This is a genomic window from Methylobacterium oxalidis (assembly GCF_007992195.1).
Classification (GTDB): Bacteria; Pseudomonadota; Alphaproteobacteria; order Rhizobiales; family Beijerinckiaceae; genus Methylobacterium; species Methylobacterium oxalidis.
On sequence record NZ_BJZU01000113.1, the window covers coordinates 1 to 15,440 of the forward strand.

The 15,440-nt window shown below is 70.9% G+C and carries 13 protein-coding genes; 11 read left to right on the forward strand and 2 right to left on the reverse strand.

The genetic code is table 11. From position 1 onward, the window contains the following. Window positions 1–75 precede the first annotated feature (75 nt). From MOX02_RS23050 to MOX02_RS23070, 5 genes are all read left to right on the forward strand, one after another. Window positions 76–579 (forward strand): dihydrofolate reductase, encoded by a 504-nt coding sequence (locus tag MOX02_RS23050; RefSeq protein ID WP_147028172.1) that lies wholly within the window; start codon window positions 76–78, stop codon window positions 577–579. A 241-nt stretch (window positions 580–820) separates the two neighbouring features. Further along, complete coding sequence (hflK, locus tag MOX02_RS23055; RefSeq protein WP_147028173.1) at window positions 821–1,990, forward strand: FtsH protease activity modulator HflK; 1,170 nt, start codon at window positions 821–823, stop codon at window positions 1,988–1,990. After that, window positions 1,987–2,946: a protease modulator HflC gene (gene hflC, locus MOX02_RS23060; protein WP_147028174.1), complete on the forward strand. Its 960-nt coding sequence runs from the start codon at window positions 1,987–1,989 to the stop codon at window positions 2,944–2,946. Before hflK ends, hflC begins: the two co-directional genes overlap by 4 nt. A gap of 176 nt (window positions 2,947–3,122) precedes the next feature. Further along, entirely contained in the window at window positions 3,123–4,667 is a 1,545-nt protein-coding gene (locus MOX02_RS23065) for a Do family serine endopeptidase (RefSeq protein ID WP_147028183.1), read from the forward strand. Between the two features lie 210 nt (window positions 4,668–4,877). Beyond that, on the forward strand, window positions 4,878–5,726 hold the full coding sequence (locus MOX02_RS23070) for a hypothetical protein (RefSeq protein WP_147028175.1): 849 nt from the start codon (window positions 4,878–4,880) through the stop codon (window positions 5,724–5,726). A gap of 23 nt (window positions 5,727–5,749) precedes the next feature. On the opposite strand, the gene serB is transcribed toward MOX02_RS23070, so the two are convergent. Next, entirely contained in the window at window positions 5,750–6,646 is an 897-nt protein-coding gene (gene serB / locus MOX02_RS23075; protein WP_147028176.1) for a phosphoserine phosphatase SerB, read from the reverse strand. 16 nt (window positions 6,647–6,662) lie between these two features. Between serB and miaA the strand changes: the two genes are divergently transcribed. Next, the gene (miaA, locus tag MOX02_RS23080) at window positions 6,663–7,589 is read left to right on the forward strand and encodes a tRNA (adenosine(37)-N6)-dimethylallyltransferase MiaA (RefSeq protein ID WP_238179374.1); all 927 of its coding nucleotides are present in this window, start codon (window positions 6,663–6,665) and stop codon (window positions 7,587–7,589) included. Between the two features lie 9 nt (window positions 7,590–7,598). On the opposite strand, the gene MOX02_RS23085 is transcribed toward miaA, so the two are convergent. Further along, window positions 7,599–8,465: an NAD(P)-dependent oxidoreductase gene (locus MOX02_RS23085; RefSeq protein ID WP_147028178.1), complete on the reverse strand. Its 867-nt coding sequence runs from the start codon at window positions 8,463–8,465 to the stop codon at window positions 7,599–7,601. 237 nt (window positions 8,466–8,702) lie between these two features. On the opposite strand from MOX02_RS23085, the gene MOX02_RS23090 reads away from it, so the two are divergent. The 5 genes from MOX02_RS23090 (at window position 8,703) to MOX02_RS23110 (ending at window position 15,326) form a co-directional block, all read left to right on the forward strand. Continuing rightward, window positions 8,703–10,760: a carbon starvation CstA family protein gene (locus MOX02_RS23090; RefSeq protein ID WP_147028179.1), complete on the forward strand. Its 2,058-nt coding sequence runs from the start codon at window positions 8,703–8,705 to the stop codon at window positions 10,758–10,760. 5 nt (window positions 10,761–10,765) lie between these two features. Continuing rightward, window positions 10,766–10,990 carry a YbdD/YjiX family protein gene (locus MOX02_RS23095; RefSeq protein WP_147028180.1) on the forward strand — a complete coding sequence of 75 codons (225 nt, stop codon included), beginning with the start codon at window positions 10,766–10,768 and terminating at the stop codon, window positions 10,988–10,990. A gap of 92 nt (window positions 10,991–11,082) precedes the next feature. Then, complete coding sequence (locus MOX02_RS23100; RefSeq protein ID WP_147028184.1) at window positions 11,083–11,277, forward strand: DUF3606 domain-containing protein; 195 nt, start codon at window positions 11,083–11,085, stop codon at window positions 11,275–11,277. Window positions 11,278–11,371: 94 nt separating this feature from the next. Beyond that, window positions 11,372–11,833 (forward strand): tellurite resistance TerB family protein, encoded by a 462-nt coding sequence (locus MOX02_RS23105; RefSeq protein WP_147028181.1) that lies wholly within the window; start codon window positions 11,372–11,374, stop codon window positions 11,831–11,833. Between the two features lie 268 nt (window positions 11,834–12,101). Next, window positions 12,102–15,326 (forward strand): efflux RND transporter permease subunit, encoded by a 3,225-nt coding sequence (locus MOX02_RS23110; RefSeq protein WP_147028182.1) that lies wholly within the window; start codon window positions 12,102–12,104, stop codon window positions 15,324–15,326. Window positions 15,327–15,440 lie beyond the last annotated feature (114 nt).

A 15,440-nucleotide genomic window follows, 5' to 3' on the forward strand; every position in this document is an offset into this window, starting at 1 on the left:
CGGGAGAGGTGGGGCGGCGGGTCTCGTACCCCGGTTCCCGAGACACGGTTCGCATCCGAGGAGCGGCGCGAGATCATGCCGAGCACCAGGCCCCGCATCACCCTGATCGTCGCGGTGGCGCAGAACGGCGTCATCGGGCGCGACAACGACATGGCCTGGCGCCTGCGCAGCGATCTGCGCCGGTTCAAGGCCCTGACCATGGGCAAGCCGATCCTGATGGGCCGCCGGACCTTCCAGTCCCTCGGGCGGCCGCTGCCCGGGCGCACGAACATCGTCCTCACGCGCGACCCCGCCTTCGCGGCCGAGGGCGCCAGCGTGGTGCACGATTGGGAGGGGGCGCTCGCGGCGGCCGCCGGGGCCGAGGAGCTGATGGTGGTGGGCGGCGGCGAGATCTACGCGATGGCGCTGCCCCACGCCGACCGCATCCACCTCACCGAGGTCGAGGCGGCGCCCGAGGGCGACACGCGCTTTCCCGCGTTCGACCGCGCCGGCTACCGGGAGACCCTGCGCGAGCCGCACGGGGCGGGCGAGCACGACGAGCACGCCTTCGTCTTCATCGACCTGGAGCGGGTCCGCTGAGGCGCGGCGCCGCGGCCGGGCGGAGGGCGCGGCGCCGGTGGTCCGCGCAGGCCCGCGGCGGCCGCCCTTCTTAATCCCTTGTGGAGCATGGGCACCGCGTCGCGGTTGTCTTCACGAGGGCAAGTGCCCACCTGCGGCTCGGGAGCGAGCCTTGACAGGAGAGGTCGCGCCCAATCAGGTGCTTGGCACCCACGGGACGCGACGGCGTCCCGCCCCGGATGAGCTGGAGTAGACCTCGAGGATGCCTTGGAGCAATCAGAGCGGCGGCGGCAGCGGCGGCGGGGGCGGACCCTGGGGCCGGGGCGGCGGCGGCAACAGCGGCGGCCCCTGGGGCACCGGCAACGGCGGCGGCAAGACACCGCCGGACCTTGAGGATCTGCTCCGCCGCGGCCAGGACCGGCTGCGCGGCGTCATGCCCGGAGGCTCCTTCGGCGGCGGACGCGGCATCATCGTCATCGGCGTCGCGGCGGTGGCGATCTGGCTGTTCACCGGCTTCTACACGGTGGCGCCGAACCAGGTCGGCATCGAGACGGTGTTCGGCCGCTACGTCGGCTCGAAGGGCGAGGGCCTGCGCTACAACCTGCCGTACCCGATCGGCGGCGTCGTCAAGCCGAATGTCGGCCAGGTGAACTCCATCCAGATCGGCTACCGCTCCGGCGTCGGCGCGCAGGGGCGCGCCCGCGACGTGGCGGAGGAGAGCCTGATGCTCACCGGCGACGAGAACATCGTCGACCTCGACTTCGAGGTGCAGTGGCGCGTCAACCCGCTGAAGGCGTCTGACTACGTCTTCAACCTTCAGAACCCGGAAGGCACCATCAAGGCGATCTCCGAGAGCGCCATGCGCGAGGTGATCGGCCGGCGCAACATCCAGGCGATCCTGACGAACGAGCAGTCGAGCATCGCGCAGGAGGTCAAGGAGATCGTCCAGGCCGCCCTCGACGAGTACGGCGCGGGCGTGCGCATCGAGGTGGTGCAGCTCGTCAGCGTCACGCCGCCGCCGGAGGTCCGCCCGGCCTTCATCGACGTGAACGCCGCCCAGCAGGACGCCGAGCGCCTGCAGAACGAGGCCAAGACCTACGCGAGCCGCGAGGTTCCGCAGGCCCGCGGCCGGGCCGCGCAGGTGGTGCAGGCCGCCGAAGCGTACAGGACGCAGGCGACCGCCGACGCCACCGGTCAGGCCGCCCGCTTCCAGCAGGTCTACGAATCCTACAGGACCGCGCCGGCCGTCAGCCGCGAGCGCATCTTCCTGGAGACGATGGAGAAGGTGTTCGGCTCCGTGAACAAGGTGATCATCGATCAGAGTAGCGGCAACGCGGCCGGCGGCGGCGCCGCCGCGGGCGTGCTGCCCGTGCTGCCCCTGACGGAGATGGGTGCGCGCGGCGGCCAGCCGGCGGGTGGAGCGGCGCGATGAACGGCAACGCTCTCCGCACCGGCCTCGTCGTCCTCGTCGCGGCCATCGCCGTCGGTCTCTACGCCTCGGTCTTCACCGTCGGGCAGATGCAGCAGGCCCTCGTGCTTCAGCTCGGCCGCGTCCGCGCCGTGCTCAACCAGACCGGGGAGGACCGTCCGGGCCTCTACTTCAAGGTGCCGTTCATCGAGAACGTCATCGTGTTCGACAAGCGCGTGCTCGACCTCGACCTGCCGGTCCAGGCCCTGCTGACTGCCGACCGCCAGAACCTGGAGGTCGACGCCTTCGCCCGCTACCGGATCGTCGACCCGCTGCGCTTCTACCAGTCGGTGGGCAATATCGGGCTGGCCAACCAGCGCCTCGCGAGCTTCACGAACTCGTCGCTGCGCAACGTGCTCGCCCGCTCCACCCGCGACGCGATCGTCAAGACCGACCGCATGCGCCTGATGAACGAGATCCAGGAGGAGGTGAACCGGCAGGCGAAGTCGCTCGGCGTCGAGATCGTCGACCTGCGCATGACCCGTGTCGACCTGCCGGCGCAGAACAGCTCGGCGGTCTACGAGCGCATGAAGACGGAGCGCAAGCGCGAGGCCGCCGACATCCGCGCGAACGGCGAGCAGCTCGCGCAGACGATCCGCGCCCGGGCCGACCGCGACGTCACGGTCATCCTGGCCGAGGCCAACCAGAAGTCCGAGCAGCTGCGCGGCCAGGGCGATGCCGACCGCAACCGCATCCTCGCCGAAGCCTTCGGCAAGGACCCGGACTTCTTCAGCTTCTACCGCTCGATGCAGGCCTACGAGACCGGCCTGAAAGGCTCGGACACCCGGCTCGTGATCAGCCCGAACTCGGACTTCTTCCGCTACTTCGGCGATCCGCAGGGCCGGGCGGCGCAGTCCGGCACGCCGCGCGGCACGAGCGACCCGAGCTCGGCCACAGGCTCCACGGGCGCCTCGCGCTGACGGCAGGGGCGGGCGCGGGAGCCGTCGCGGCGCCCCGCGCCGCGACGGCTCCGCGCGCGCCCTTGAACCGGGCCCGCGGCCGCCGATCTAAAGCGGCAGCCCGGCGCGGCTGCCGCCAAATCGCCGCGAGCCGCATCGAGAACAGGTCGGGAAACGCTCCTTTGAAGAGGTCGATCATGCTACCCGTCGCGAGCGCCACCGGAGCGCGCCGTCCATCCGCGCTGGGCCGCCGCGCCCGTTCGGCGCTCGCCGCCCTCGTGATCGGCGCCTCCGTCGCGGGCAGCGCCGTGCCGGTGCCCGCCTACGCCAAGGGCCCCGAATCCCTCGCCGACCTCGCCGAGCGCATCACCGACGCCGTCGTCAACATCTCGGCCTCCACCACGGTCGAGGCGCGCCCCGGCGGCGGGGGGGGCCGCACGATGCCGCAGCTCCCGCCCGGCACGCCGTTCGAGGACCTGTTCGAGGAGTTCTTCAACCGCCGCGGCAACCGGGGCGGCGAGCAGCGCGGCGAGAGCGACACGCCGCGCCAGCAGCGCAAGTCGAACTCGCTCGGCTCCGGCTTCATCATCGACGCCTCGGGCATCGTCGTGACGAACAACCACGTCATCGGCGATGCCAACGACATCCAGGTCATCCTGGCCGACGGAAGCAAGCTGAAGGCCGAGATCATCGGCAAGGATTCGAAGATCGACCTCGCCGTGCTGCGGGTGAAGCCCACCGCGGACCGGCCCCTGAAGGCGGTGCCGTTCGGCGATTCCGAGAAGATGCGGCCGGGCGACTGGGTCGTGGCCATCGGCAACCCGTTCGGCCTCGGCGGCTCGGTCTCGGCCGGCATCGTCTCGGCGCGGGGCCGCAACATCGAGTCCGGCCCGTACGACAACTACATTCAGACGGACGCCGCCATCAACAAGGGCAACTCCGGCGGTCCCTTGTTCAACATGGACGGCGAGGTGATCGGCATCAACACGGCGATCCTGTCGCCCACCGGCGGCTCGGTCGGCATCGGCTTCGCCGTGCCCTCGGGCACCGCCAAGCCCGTGATCGACCAGCTCCGCGAGTTCGGCGAGGTCCGCCGCGGCTGGCTCGGCGTGCGCATCCAGAACGTCGACGACGCCACCGCCGAGGCGCTCGGCCTCAAGGGCGGCGCCAAGGGCGCGCTGATCGCCGGCGTCGACGAGAAGGGCCCGGCCAAGACCGCCGGCCTCGAGGTCGGCGACGTGATCACCAAGTTCAACGGCAGCGCCGTGAAGGCGTCGAGTGACCTGCCGCGCATCGTCGCCGCGACCCCGGTCGGCAAGACCGTCGACGTGGTGGTGGTCCGCAAGGGCGAGGAGGTGACCAAGCCCGTCACCCTCGGCCGCCTGGAGGACGGCGAGAAGCCGCAGCTCGCCAACGTCAAGCAGCCGGACCCCGAGAGCGCCGTGCGGCAGGCGCTGGGCCTCAACCTCTCGGGCATGACCGACGAGCTGCGCAAGCGCTACAGCATCAAGGACACCGTCAAGGGCGTCGTCGTCACCCGTGTCGACCCGTCCTCCACGGCGGCCGACAAGCGCATCCAGGCCGGCGAGGTCATCGTCGAGGTCGGCCAGGAGGCGGTGAGCAGCCCGGCCGACGTGACGAAGCGGGTCGACGCCCTCAAGAAGGAGGGCCGCAAGTCGGTCCTGCTGCTCGTCGCGAGCGCCGGCGGCGACGTGCGCTTCGTGGCGCTCGGCCTCGAGTAGCGCGCAGCCGGATCGCGGGACGATCCGGGCGGCGGCTCTCTCCGGAGGGCCGCCGTAATGCTGTGAGGGTTGTATACTCTAGGTAATAAATTCGAGCCAGAATTCCGGTTTTCGTTCACATCTGGCGGAGCGTGTAAATCTCAGATTGTCTGTCTGCGGCGCGACGTGGATGCTGGGACCATCCGTCCAACCCCAGACGAGCTGTCCGGAATGCCGGGATCCGAGCGCATCGAGCTGAGGGGTTGGGCGATCCCGATGCAGCGGCCCGTGCGCGGGTACGGGGCGTTCGACCACACCTACGTCACGAGCGATTGCGGCTTCGTCTGGCGATGCTTCGGCCGCTGGCAGGGCGGCGGTGAGATCTGCCGCGACCTCGGCGACTCCCGCATCGCGCATTGCCTGGCGGGGCCGGACGCCACGGCCGGCATCGTGTACGGTGTCACCGGCGTCTGCCATCAGGCCGCGAACCGGATCCTGCACCCGGCCAACCGCATCACGGTCTCGTCCGCGCGCGGCTACGCGGTGTCCAGGGTCGCATTCGGCCCGTATGGTGATGGACCCTGGGGTCGGCTCGCGTCCTGCTGCCGGGGCGAGGCGGCGCTGCTCGGCGAAGGCCGCGCGCGTTCCGGCACGAGCGTGGCGGGTGCGGACGCCGCTCTCGCGAGTGGGCATCCGCCGTCACGCTCACGAGGAGAGCCGCACGTGGTCGAAACCGAGATGTCCGAGCGCATCCGCGATCTGCGGGACATGGTGCGGTCGAACTCCGCCGTCGCGATGGACGATGCGCGCTTCCAGGCATTCGTGGACGCCCAATCGGCCTTCTGGCGCCGCAAGGACGCTCTGGCGCGCGAACTGGGGGCGGGAGCGATCACGCCCGAGGATTACCGGGAGGGGTTCGGTCGGGCGCTCGCCGAATCGATGACCGCGAGCAAGGCCGCGATCGGTGGGAGCGCCTTCTACGCCATCTTCGGCGAGAGCGGGGATGCTGCGGCGGAGCTGATCGATCCGGACATTTTCGAGGAGGTTCACCGGCCGCATCACGCCCTGCGGCCGTTCTGAGCCCGTCACCCTCGCCGCGAGCCTCAGCCCACGAACTCGCTCGCCGCGTAGCCCTGCAGATAGAGGAGCGCGGTGAGGTCGCCGTGGTCGATGCGCACCTGCGCGGCGGCCGCGACGGCGGGCTTCGCCCGGAAGGCGACGCCGAGCCCCGCCTCGCCCAGCATGTCGAGGTCGTTGGCGCCGTCTCCGACCGCCAGGGTCTCGGCGGCGTCGAGTCCGAAATGCGCCCGCAGGCTCGCCAGGGTGTCGCGCTTGGCCGCCTTGCCGACGATCGGCTCCTCCACGAGGCCGGTCAGGTGCCCGTCGCGCACGCCGAGCCGGTTCGCGCGGTGATCGTGGAAGCCGATCCGCGCGGCGATCGGCCCCGTGAACAGGGTGAAGCCCCCCGAGACGAGGCAGGTCTCCGCCCCGTGCGCGCGCATCGTGCGCACCAGCGTGGTCCCGCCGGGGGTGAGCGTCAGCCGGTCGCGGATCAGCGCGTCGACCACCCCGACGGACAGGCCCTCGAGGAGGGCCACGCGCTCGCGGAGCGCCGGCTCGAAGGCGATCTCGCCCCGCATCGCGCGCTCGGTGATGGCCGAGACGTGGGCCTTGAGCCCGACCACGTCGGCGAGCTCGTCGATGCATTCCTGCTCGATCATGGTGGAATCCATGTCGGCCAGGAACAGGCGCTTGCGCCGGTGCGGGCCGGCCGGCAGCACGGCGAGGTCGATCGGCTCACCCTTCAGCGCGCGCCGCAGCCGCCCGGTCAGGACCTCCGCGTCGGCGCCCGCGCCCGGCACCAGGATCTCGGCCGCGACCTCGCCGTGCAGGACCCGCGGCTGGTGCTCGGTGCCGAGCACGGCGCGCGCCTCGGCCAGGACCGCGTCCGTGATGGCGGGGCGTGTCTCGTTTGCTATCAGGCTGGCGACCAGGGTCATCCGGGAGCTTCCGCTGTTGCCGTCGCCAGAGCCGACATCCGCCGATGGGCCGGCGGCCATCCTCATCGCAGGGCCGACCGCCTCGGGCAAGTCGGCGCTCGCGACGGCGCTGGCGCTCCGTCACGGGGGCGTCGTGGTCAACACGGACTCGATGCAGGTCTACCGCGACCTGCGCGTGCTCACGGCCCGGCCGAGCCCCGAGGAGGAGGCCCGCGTCGAGCACCGCCTCTACGGGCACGTCGACGGCGCGGTGAACCACTCGGCCGGGCACTTCGCCCGCGATGCGGAGAGCCTCGTCGCCGGGCTCGGCGGGCGCCTGCCCGTGTTCGTGGGCGGCACCGGCCTGTATTTCCGGGCGCTGGAGGAGGGGTTGTCGGACCTGCCGCCGGTGCCGGAGGCCGTGCGCGCCGCCGTGCGGGCGCAGGCCGAGGGACGCCCCACCGAGGCGCTGCACGCGGATCTCGCCGCGCGCGACCCGGAGGGCGCCGCCGGCCTCAGGCCGAGCGACCGCGCCCGGATTCTGCGCGCCCTGGAGATCCACGCGGCGACGGGCCGACCGCTCGCCTCCTTCCACGGCAGCCGGGTCCCCGGCCCCCTGGCGGGACGCGCGCTGCGAAAGATCTTCCTGGCGCCGGACCGGGAGAGCCTGCGCGCCCGCATCGACGCGCGCTTCCGGGCGATGATGGCGGCCGGCGCCCTCGACGAGGTGGCGCGCCTGCGCGAGCGCCGCCTCGACCCGCTGCTGCCGATCATGCGCGCCCACGGCGTGCCGGGCCTCCTCGCGCATCTGAACGGGGACATCGCCCTGGAGGAGGCGATCCTGCGCGGGCAGGCCGACACCCGCCGCTACGCCAAGCGCCAGTTCACCTGGTTCCGCCACCAGATGGGCGGCGACTGGGCATGGACCGACCCGGACGCGGCGCTGGACGCGGCGCGCGCCTGAGGTGCGCCTTCAGCGCTCCAGCCGGGCGATCAGGCTCGACGTGTCCCAGCGGCTGCCGCCCATCCGCTGCACCTCGGCGTAGAACTGGTCGACGAGGGCGCTGACCGGCAGCGCGGCGCCGTTGCGGCGCGCCTCATCGAGGAGGATGCCGAGGTCCTTGCGCATCCAGTCCACCGCGAAGCCGAAGTCGAAGCGGCCCTCGTTCATGCTTCGGCCGCGGTTCTCCATCTGCCAGGAGCCGGCCGCGCCCTTCGAGATCACGTCGAGCACCGCCTCGACGTCGAGGCCCGCGCGCTTGGCGAAGTGCACGCCCTCGGACAGGCCCTGGACGAGACCCGCGATGCAGATCTGGTTGACCATCTTGGTGAGCTGGCCCGAGCCGGCCGGTCCCATCAGCCGGCAGGCGCGGGCGTAGGCGCCGATCACCGCCTCGACCCGGGCGTAGGTCGCGGCCTCGCCGCCGCACATCACGGTGAGCACGCCGTTCTCGGCGCCGGCCTGGCCGCCGGAGACCGGCGCGTCGACGAAGCCGAGGCCGCGAGAATCGGCCTCCGCCGCGAGGTCGCGCGCCACCTCGGCCGAGGCCGTGGTGTGGTCGACGAAGACCGCGCCCCGCTGCATGCCGGCGAAGGCGCCGTCCTCGCCGAGCGCGACGCCGCGCAGGTCGTCGTCGTTGCCGACGCAGGCGAACACGATCTCGGCGTCCCGCGCGGCGTCCCGCGGCGTGTCGGCCCGCGCGCCGCCGTGCTGCGCGACCCAGGCCTCCGCCTTCGCGGCGGTGCGGTTGTAGACGGTGACCGCGTGCCCCTTCTTCGCGAGGTGGCCCGCCATCGGGGAGCCCATCACGCCGAGACCCAGGAACGCCACCTTCGCCATCGCTCGTCTCCACGCTCCGCCTGCCCGGAAGGCCCGCCCGCGGGGGCCCGGCGCGGGCCTGCTTAGGTTCCGCCGCCGGCAGCGTCAAACCGAGCGCGAGATCGTGATCGGCGAGGCGACAGAACCATCGCCGTTGTAGGCAACCCGCGGCCGGGCCGTGTTTTCTCCGGCACCATTCTGCGCCACAAGGGCAGCCGGTCGGCCGGCCTGGAAGAGTCGGCCCTGGAGGCGACGTCCATGGGTGCGATCACCAAGCACGGGCCTTGGGCCCTCGTCGGGGCGCTGGGGGCCGCCGCACTCGCGGTCGTGGCCATCGAGAGGGGCGAGTCCGTCAACGCCCTCTGGATCGTGGTCGCCTCGATCTGCGTCTACGTGATCGCTTATCGCTACTACTCGCTCTTCATCGCCGACAAGGTGATGCGCCTCGACCCGCAGCGCGAGACGCCGGCCGTGCGCCACAACGACGGGCTCGACTACGTGCCCACGAACCGCACGGTGCTGTTCGGCCACCATTTCGCGGCGATCGCGGGCGCCGGCCCGCTGGTCGGCCCGGTGCTCGCCGCCCAGATGGGCTACCTGCCGGGCCTCCTCTGGATCCTGGCGGGCGTCGTCTTCGCGGGCGCGGTGCAGGACTTCATCGTCCTGTTCGTCTCGATGCGCCGGGACGGGCGCTCCCTCGGCGAGCTGATCCGGGCCGAGCTCGGCACGGTGCCGGGCATCATCGCCCTCGTCGGCACCTTCCTGATCATGGTGATCCTGCTCGCCGTGCTGGCGCTGATCGTCGTCAAGGCGCTCGCCGACAGCCCGTGGGGCACCTTCACGGTGATGGCCACGATCCCGATCGCCATCCTGATGGGCGTCTACTCGCGCTACATCCGGCCGGGCAAGATCGGCGAGGTCTCGATCCTCGGCTTCGTGCTCCTCATGCTCGCCATCGTCTACGGCGGCAGCGTCGCCGAGCACCCGACCTGGGGCCCGGCCTTCACCTTCACGGGCACGCAGCTCTGCTGGATGCTGATCGGCTACGGCTTCGTCGCCTCGATCCTGCCGGTCTGGCTGCTGCTCGCCCCGCGCGACTACCTCTCGACCTTCCTCAAGATCGGCACCATCGCCGGCTTGGCGCTGGGCATCGCCTTCGTGGCGCCGAACCTGCGGATGCCCGCCATGACGCAGTTCGTGGACGGCAGCGGCCCAGTCTGGTCGGGCCAGCTCTTCCCGTTCCTGTTCATCACCATCGCCTGCGGCGCGGTCTCCGGCTTCCACAGTCTGATCTCGTCGGGCACCACGCCGAAGCTGATCGCGAACGAGAAGGACGCGCGCATGATCGGCTACGGCGGCATGCTCATGGAGAGCTTCGTCGCCGTGATGGCCCTGGTCTCGGCCTCGGTGATCGACCCCGGCGTCTACTTCACCATGAACTCGCCGGGCGCCCTCGTCGGCACCTCGCCCGAGAGCGCGGCCGCCGCGGTGACGAAGCTCGGCTTCGCCATCACCCCGGAGACGATCACCCAGGCCGCCGCGGATGTGGGCGAATCCACCATCATCTCCCGCGCCGGCGGCGCCCCGACGCTCGCCGTCGGCATGGCGCACATCATCTCCTCGGCCATCGGCGGCAAGGGCATGATGGCCTTCTGGTACCACTTCGCCATCCTGTTCGAGGCGCTGTTCATCCTCACCGCCGTGGATGCGGGCACCCGCGCCTGCCGCTTCATGGTGCAGGACCTCGTCGGGCTCGCGGTCCCGTCCTTCAAGGACACGTCGTCCTGGGTGCCGAGCATCCTGGCCACAGCCCTGTGCGTCGCCGCCTGGGGCTACTTCCTCTACCAGGGCGTCACCGACCCGCTCGGGGGCATCAACACCCTGTGGCCGCTCTTCGGCATCTCGAACCAGATGCTGGCGGCGGTGGCGCTGACGCTCTGCACGGTGGTGATCTTCAAGATGAAGCGCGAGCGCTACGCCTTCGTCACCGTCGTGCCGACCCTGTGGCTCTGCATCTGCACCCTGACCGCGGGCTGGCAGAAGATCTTCCACGCCGATCCGCGGATCGGCTTCCTCGCGCACGCCGACAAGTACAGCGCGGCGCTCGCCGAGGGGAAGGTTCTGCCGCCGGCCAAGAACGTCGACCAGATGAGCCAGATCATCTTCAACGACCGCATCGACGCGGCGCTGGCGGTGGTCTTCGTCGGCCTCGTCGTGTCGATCGCGGTGTTCGGCCTCATCGCCTGCGTCCGCGCCTTCCGCAGCGACCGCTGGACGGCGCTGGAGACGGACGCGCGGGCGGTCCCGGCGGAGTAGGGCGCGTGGCGACGACCTCGCACACCCTGCGCGAGCGCTGGCAGACGCTGACGAAATGCGTCTGCGACGGCGCCCGGCTGATGGTGGGGCAGGGCGACTACGCGGCCTATGCCAGCCACGTCCGCAAGACCCATCCGGACCGGGAGCCGATGACGGAGGTGGAGTTCTTCCGCAATCGGGAGAACGCCCGCTTCGGCGTCGGCAACCGCAACGGCTTCCGCTGCTGCTGAGCGCGGGCACGAAGCCTCGGCTCGGGCGTTCTCGGAACATCGCGGGCCCGGACGGGGCCCGGGCCGAGACGGAAGCCGAGATGGAAGCCGACATGGACGAGGACCGGTCCGCCCCCGAGCCGCGGGTCGTCAACGTGGCCGAGCCCTGGGAGCGGGCCTACTGGGCGCGCCGCTTCATGGTGCCGGTGGAGAAGGTGCAGGCGGCGGTGGAGGCGGTCGGCAGCGACCCGGCGACCGTCGCCGCCCATCTCGGCCGCGACTGGCCGGGCCACGAGGCGATCGTGTGAGGCGGGCCGCTTGTCGGCCAGCCCTCGGGTGTGGCCGCGAAGCCCTTGACTCGCCACGGCCGTTTTGAGCCTCCTTCAGCCCGAGGAGGCCTTCATGAGCATCTTTCAGGACGCGATCCTTCGGTTCGGCCGGACCATCATGTCCTACGCGGGCGACGCCGTGTTCCTCGAGGCCGCCGTCTCGGCCGCCGCGAACGTCACGCTGGCGGACGGCGAGATCGACGAGGAGGAGATCGAGTCGGCGATCGCCGGCATGCGGGCGAACCCGATCCTGGAGAAATCCTACGACACCCTGCGCATCGAGCAGGCGCTGTACGAGGCGATCGCCCGCGCCAAGACCCGCGCCGGGCGCGTCGAGAACATCCGCCTCGTCGAGGCCATCGCCGACCGTCCGGCCGACCAGCGGGAGGACGTCTTCCTGATCGCCGCCGACGTGGCCGATTTCGGCGGCATCATCGAGGTCGAGCACCGGGCGCTGGAGGAGATCGCCCAGGCGCTGAAGGTCGACAAGGATACGCTGCTCGGCGCCGGCAACGCCCGGCCGGCGGCCCGCTGAGGGCGCGGCTGCGGCAACGCGCCAGCGTACACAAAATTCATCGGACACAATTCGGAAACGTTGAGCGGGCTCTGTGGCCGGCAGGCGGTGCGCCGCGCTCCCGGCCGCGCCGGGCGGGGCGGGCGCACCGGACAAGCCCGGATCTTCCGCCCGGTCCCACGTCTTTCGGGCCCGGTCTCTCCCGGACCGGAGGGGCGACGGGGGCCGGACCATCGCCGCGCGCATCCCCCGCGATGCCAGGCCACGACCGACTCGGACCGACGACCACATGGGCCTCGTCCTCTACGCGCTGAAGTACCGGGTGACGGTCTACGTCCTGGCCGTGCTGATGACGCTCGCGGGCGTCGCCGCGATCATCACGACGCCCAAGGACGTGCTGCCCACCGTCGACATCCCCGTCGTCGTGATCGTCTGGACCTACAACGGCCTCTCCGCGCCCGAGATGGAGCGGCGCATCACGACCTATTCCGAGTACGGGATCTCGAACAACGTCAACAACATCGCCCGCATGGAGTCGACGAGCCTCCAGGGCACCTCGGTGATGAAGGTCTACTTCGACCCGAGCGTCAGCATCGACCTCGCCATCGCGCAGGTGGTCTCCTCCACGAACTCGATCCGCGCGACGATGCCGCCGGGCGTGCAGCCGCCGGTCATCCTGCGCTTCTCGGCCTCCTCGGTGCCGGTGATCCAACTCTCTCTCGCCTCCACCAAGGAGAGCCTGACCAAGGTCTACGACTACGCGCAGTACCGCATCCGCCAGCGGCTGGTGCAGGTGCCGGGCTCGACGCTGCCCTCGCCCTTCGGCGGCACGCCGCGGCAGATCATGGTCGATCTCGACCTGCACGCCCTGCAGGCGCTGGGCCTGACGCCGGTGGACGTGACGAGCGCGGTCACCGCCCAGAACCTCACCGTGCCCTCCGGCCTCGCCAAGATCGGCGAGCAGCAATACCCGATCCGCCTCAACGCCACGCCGGAGGCGATCGAGGCGCTGAACGAGATCCCGATCAAGACGGTCGGCGGCCAGCCGGTTCTGGTGCGCGACGTGGCCTATGTCCGCGACGGCGGCCCGCCGCAGGTCAACATCGTGCGCGCCGACGGCCTGCACTCGGTGCTGATGCGCATCTTCAAGAACGGCACCGCCTCGACCCTCGACGTGGTCAACAACGTCAAGAAGGCGCTGCCCGACATCCGCGCCGCCGCCCCCGAGGGCATGACCCTGAAGCCGCTGTTCGACCAGTCGGTCTTCGTCTCGGCGGCGATCGAGGGCGTGATGCACGAGGCGGCCATCGCCGCCTGCCTCACGGGGCTGACGATCCTGCTCTTCCTCGGCTCGTGGCGCTCCACCATCGTGGTCCTGATCTCGATCCCGCTCTCGATCCTGACCTCCCTCGCCGTGCTCGGCGCCCTCGGCGAGACCATCAACGTGATGACGCTCGGCGGCCTCGCGCTCGCGGTCGGCATCCTGGTCGACGACGCCACGGTGGCGATCGAGAACACCTACCGGTTGTTCGAGGAGGGCGAGCCCTTCCGCAAGGCGGTGGCCGAGGGCGCGGCGAGCATCGCCAAGCCGACCCTGATCTCGACCCTCTCGATCTGCGCGGCCTTCACCTCGGTCTTCGCGCTCACGGACACGCCGAAGTACCTGTTCACCCCGCAGGCGCTCGCGGTCGTGTTCGCGATGCTGACCTCCTACCTCCTGTCGCGCACCCTGGTGCCCGTGCTCATCGACGTGCTGGTGGCGCGGGAATACGCCCTGCACCACGGCGAGGCGCCCGCGCCCCGCCAGGGCCGCGTCGCCCGCGCGCTCGGCTTCCTCGGGCGGCCGTTCTTCCACGTGGCGGGCCGCTTCCGGCACGGGTTCGAGGCGCGCTTCGCCCGTTTCCACCGGGGCTACCTGGGCCTCCTCCACGCCGTCATCCGGCACCCCGTCGCCACGGTCGGCGTCGTCGCCGTGGTCTTCACGGGCAGCGCCGGCCTGTTCAGCTTCGTCGGGCAGGATTACTTCCCGCAGGTCGCCTCGAGCCAGATGACCCTGCACCTGCGGACCCGGCCCGGCATGCGCATCGAGACCGCCGAGCAGGTCTTCGCCGAGGTCGAGAAGACGGTCCGCGAGGTGATCCCCGAGCACGAGATCGACCAGATCCTCGACAATATCGGCCTGCCCTCGAACAACTACAACTTCGCCTTCTCGGACGGCTCCTTCGTCGCCTACAACGACGGGCAGATGCTCATCAACCTGAAGGAGGGCCACGGGCCGGTGGCCCACTACACGAAGCGCCTGCGCGAGGTCCTGCGCGAGCGCTTCCCCGACGTGGTGTTCTACTTCCAGCCCTCGGACATCATCACGCAGATCCTGAACTTCGGCACGCTCGCGCAGATCGACATCCAGGTCTCGGGCCGCAACGCCGAGAAGGACCTCGCGGTGGCGCAGAACATCGTCCGGCGGGTGCGCGAGACCCGCGGCGCGGTGGACGTGCACCTGCACCAGATCGTCAACACGCCGCAATTCTTCATCGACGTGGACCGCCGCCTCGCCTCCGAGTTCGGGCTGACCCAGCAGCAGGTGGCGCAGGGGCTCAACGTCTCCCTGTCGGGCTCCTTCCAGGTGACGCCGAATTTCTGGACCGATCCGAAGACCGGCATCCCCTACCAGCTCTGGGTGCAGACGCCGGAATACCGCAACGACTCGCTCACCGCGCTCCAGAACACGCCGCTCCTCGTCCAGGGCGGCTCGGAGCAGCCCGGCGTGCTGACGCTCCTCTCCAGCGTCTCCTCGTTCCGGCGCGAGGGCACGCAGACGGTGATCAACCACGTCAACACGACGCCGACCTTCAACATCTACGCGGCGGTGCAGGATTCCGACCTCGGCTCGGTCGCCCGCGAGATCCGCAAGATCGTGGAGGAGGAGCAGAAGGCGCTGCCGGCGCCCGACAGGATCACGCTCCGGGGCCAGATCGAGAACATGGACTCGGCCTTCTTCCGCCTCGGCATCGGCCTCGCCATCGCGCTCATCGCCGTCTACCTCCTGATGGCGGTGAACTACCAGAGCTGGGGCGACCCCTTCGTGGTGCTGGCGGCGCTGCCGCTCGCCTTCTGCGGCATCGTGGCGAGCCTGTTCGTGACGGGCACGACCTTCTCGATCCCCTCGCTGTTCGGCGCGATCATGTCGGTCGGCATCGCCTCGGCGAACTCGATCCTGCTCGTCACCTTCGCCAAGGAGCACCGGGAGGCCACGGGCTGCAGCGCCGTCGAGGCGGCGGTGCTGGCGGGCGAGACCCGGCTGCGGCCGGTGCTGATGACGGCGGGCGCCATGTTCCTCGGCCTGATCCCGATGGCGCTCGGTACCGGCGAGGGCGGCGAGCAGAACGCGGCGCTCGCCCGCGCGGTCATGGGCGGCATCGCCTTCGGCACGCCCTCGACGCTGCTCTTCGTGCCCTTCCTCTACACGCTCCTGCGCCGCGGCGACGTCCGCCCGCCGCAGGACTACGTCTGACCATCCCTCCACCTCGCGTGCAGGAAGGGACGCCCCCACCTCTCCCGTTCGGGAGAGGGAGCGCCGCCAACACCTCTCCCGTTCGGGAGAGGTCGAGTCGGCGTCCGCCGACCG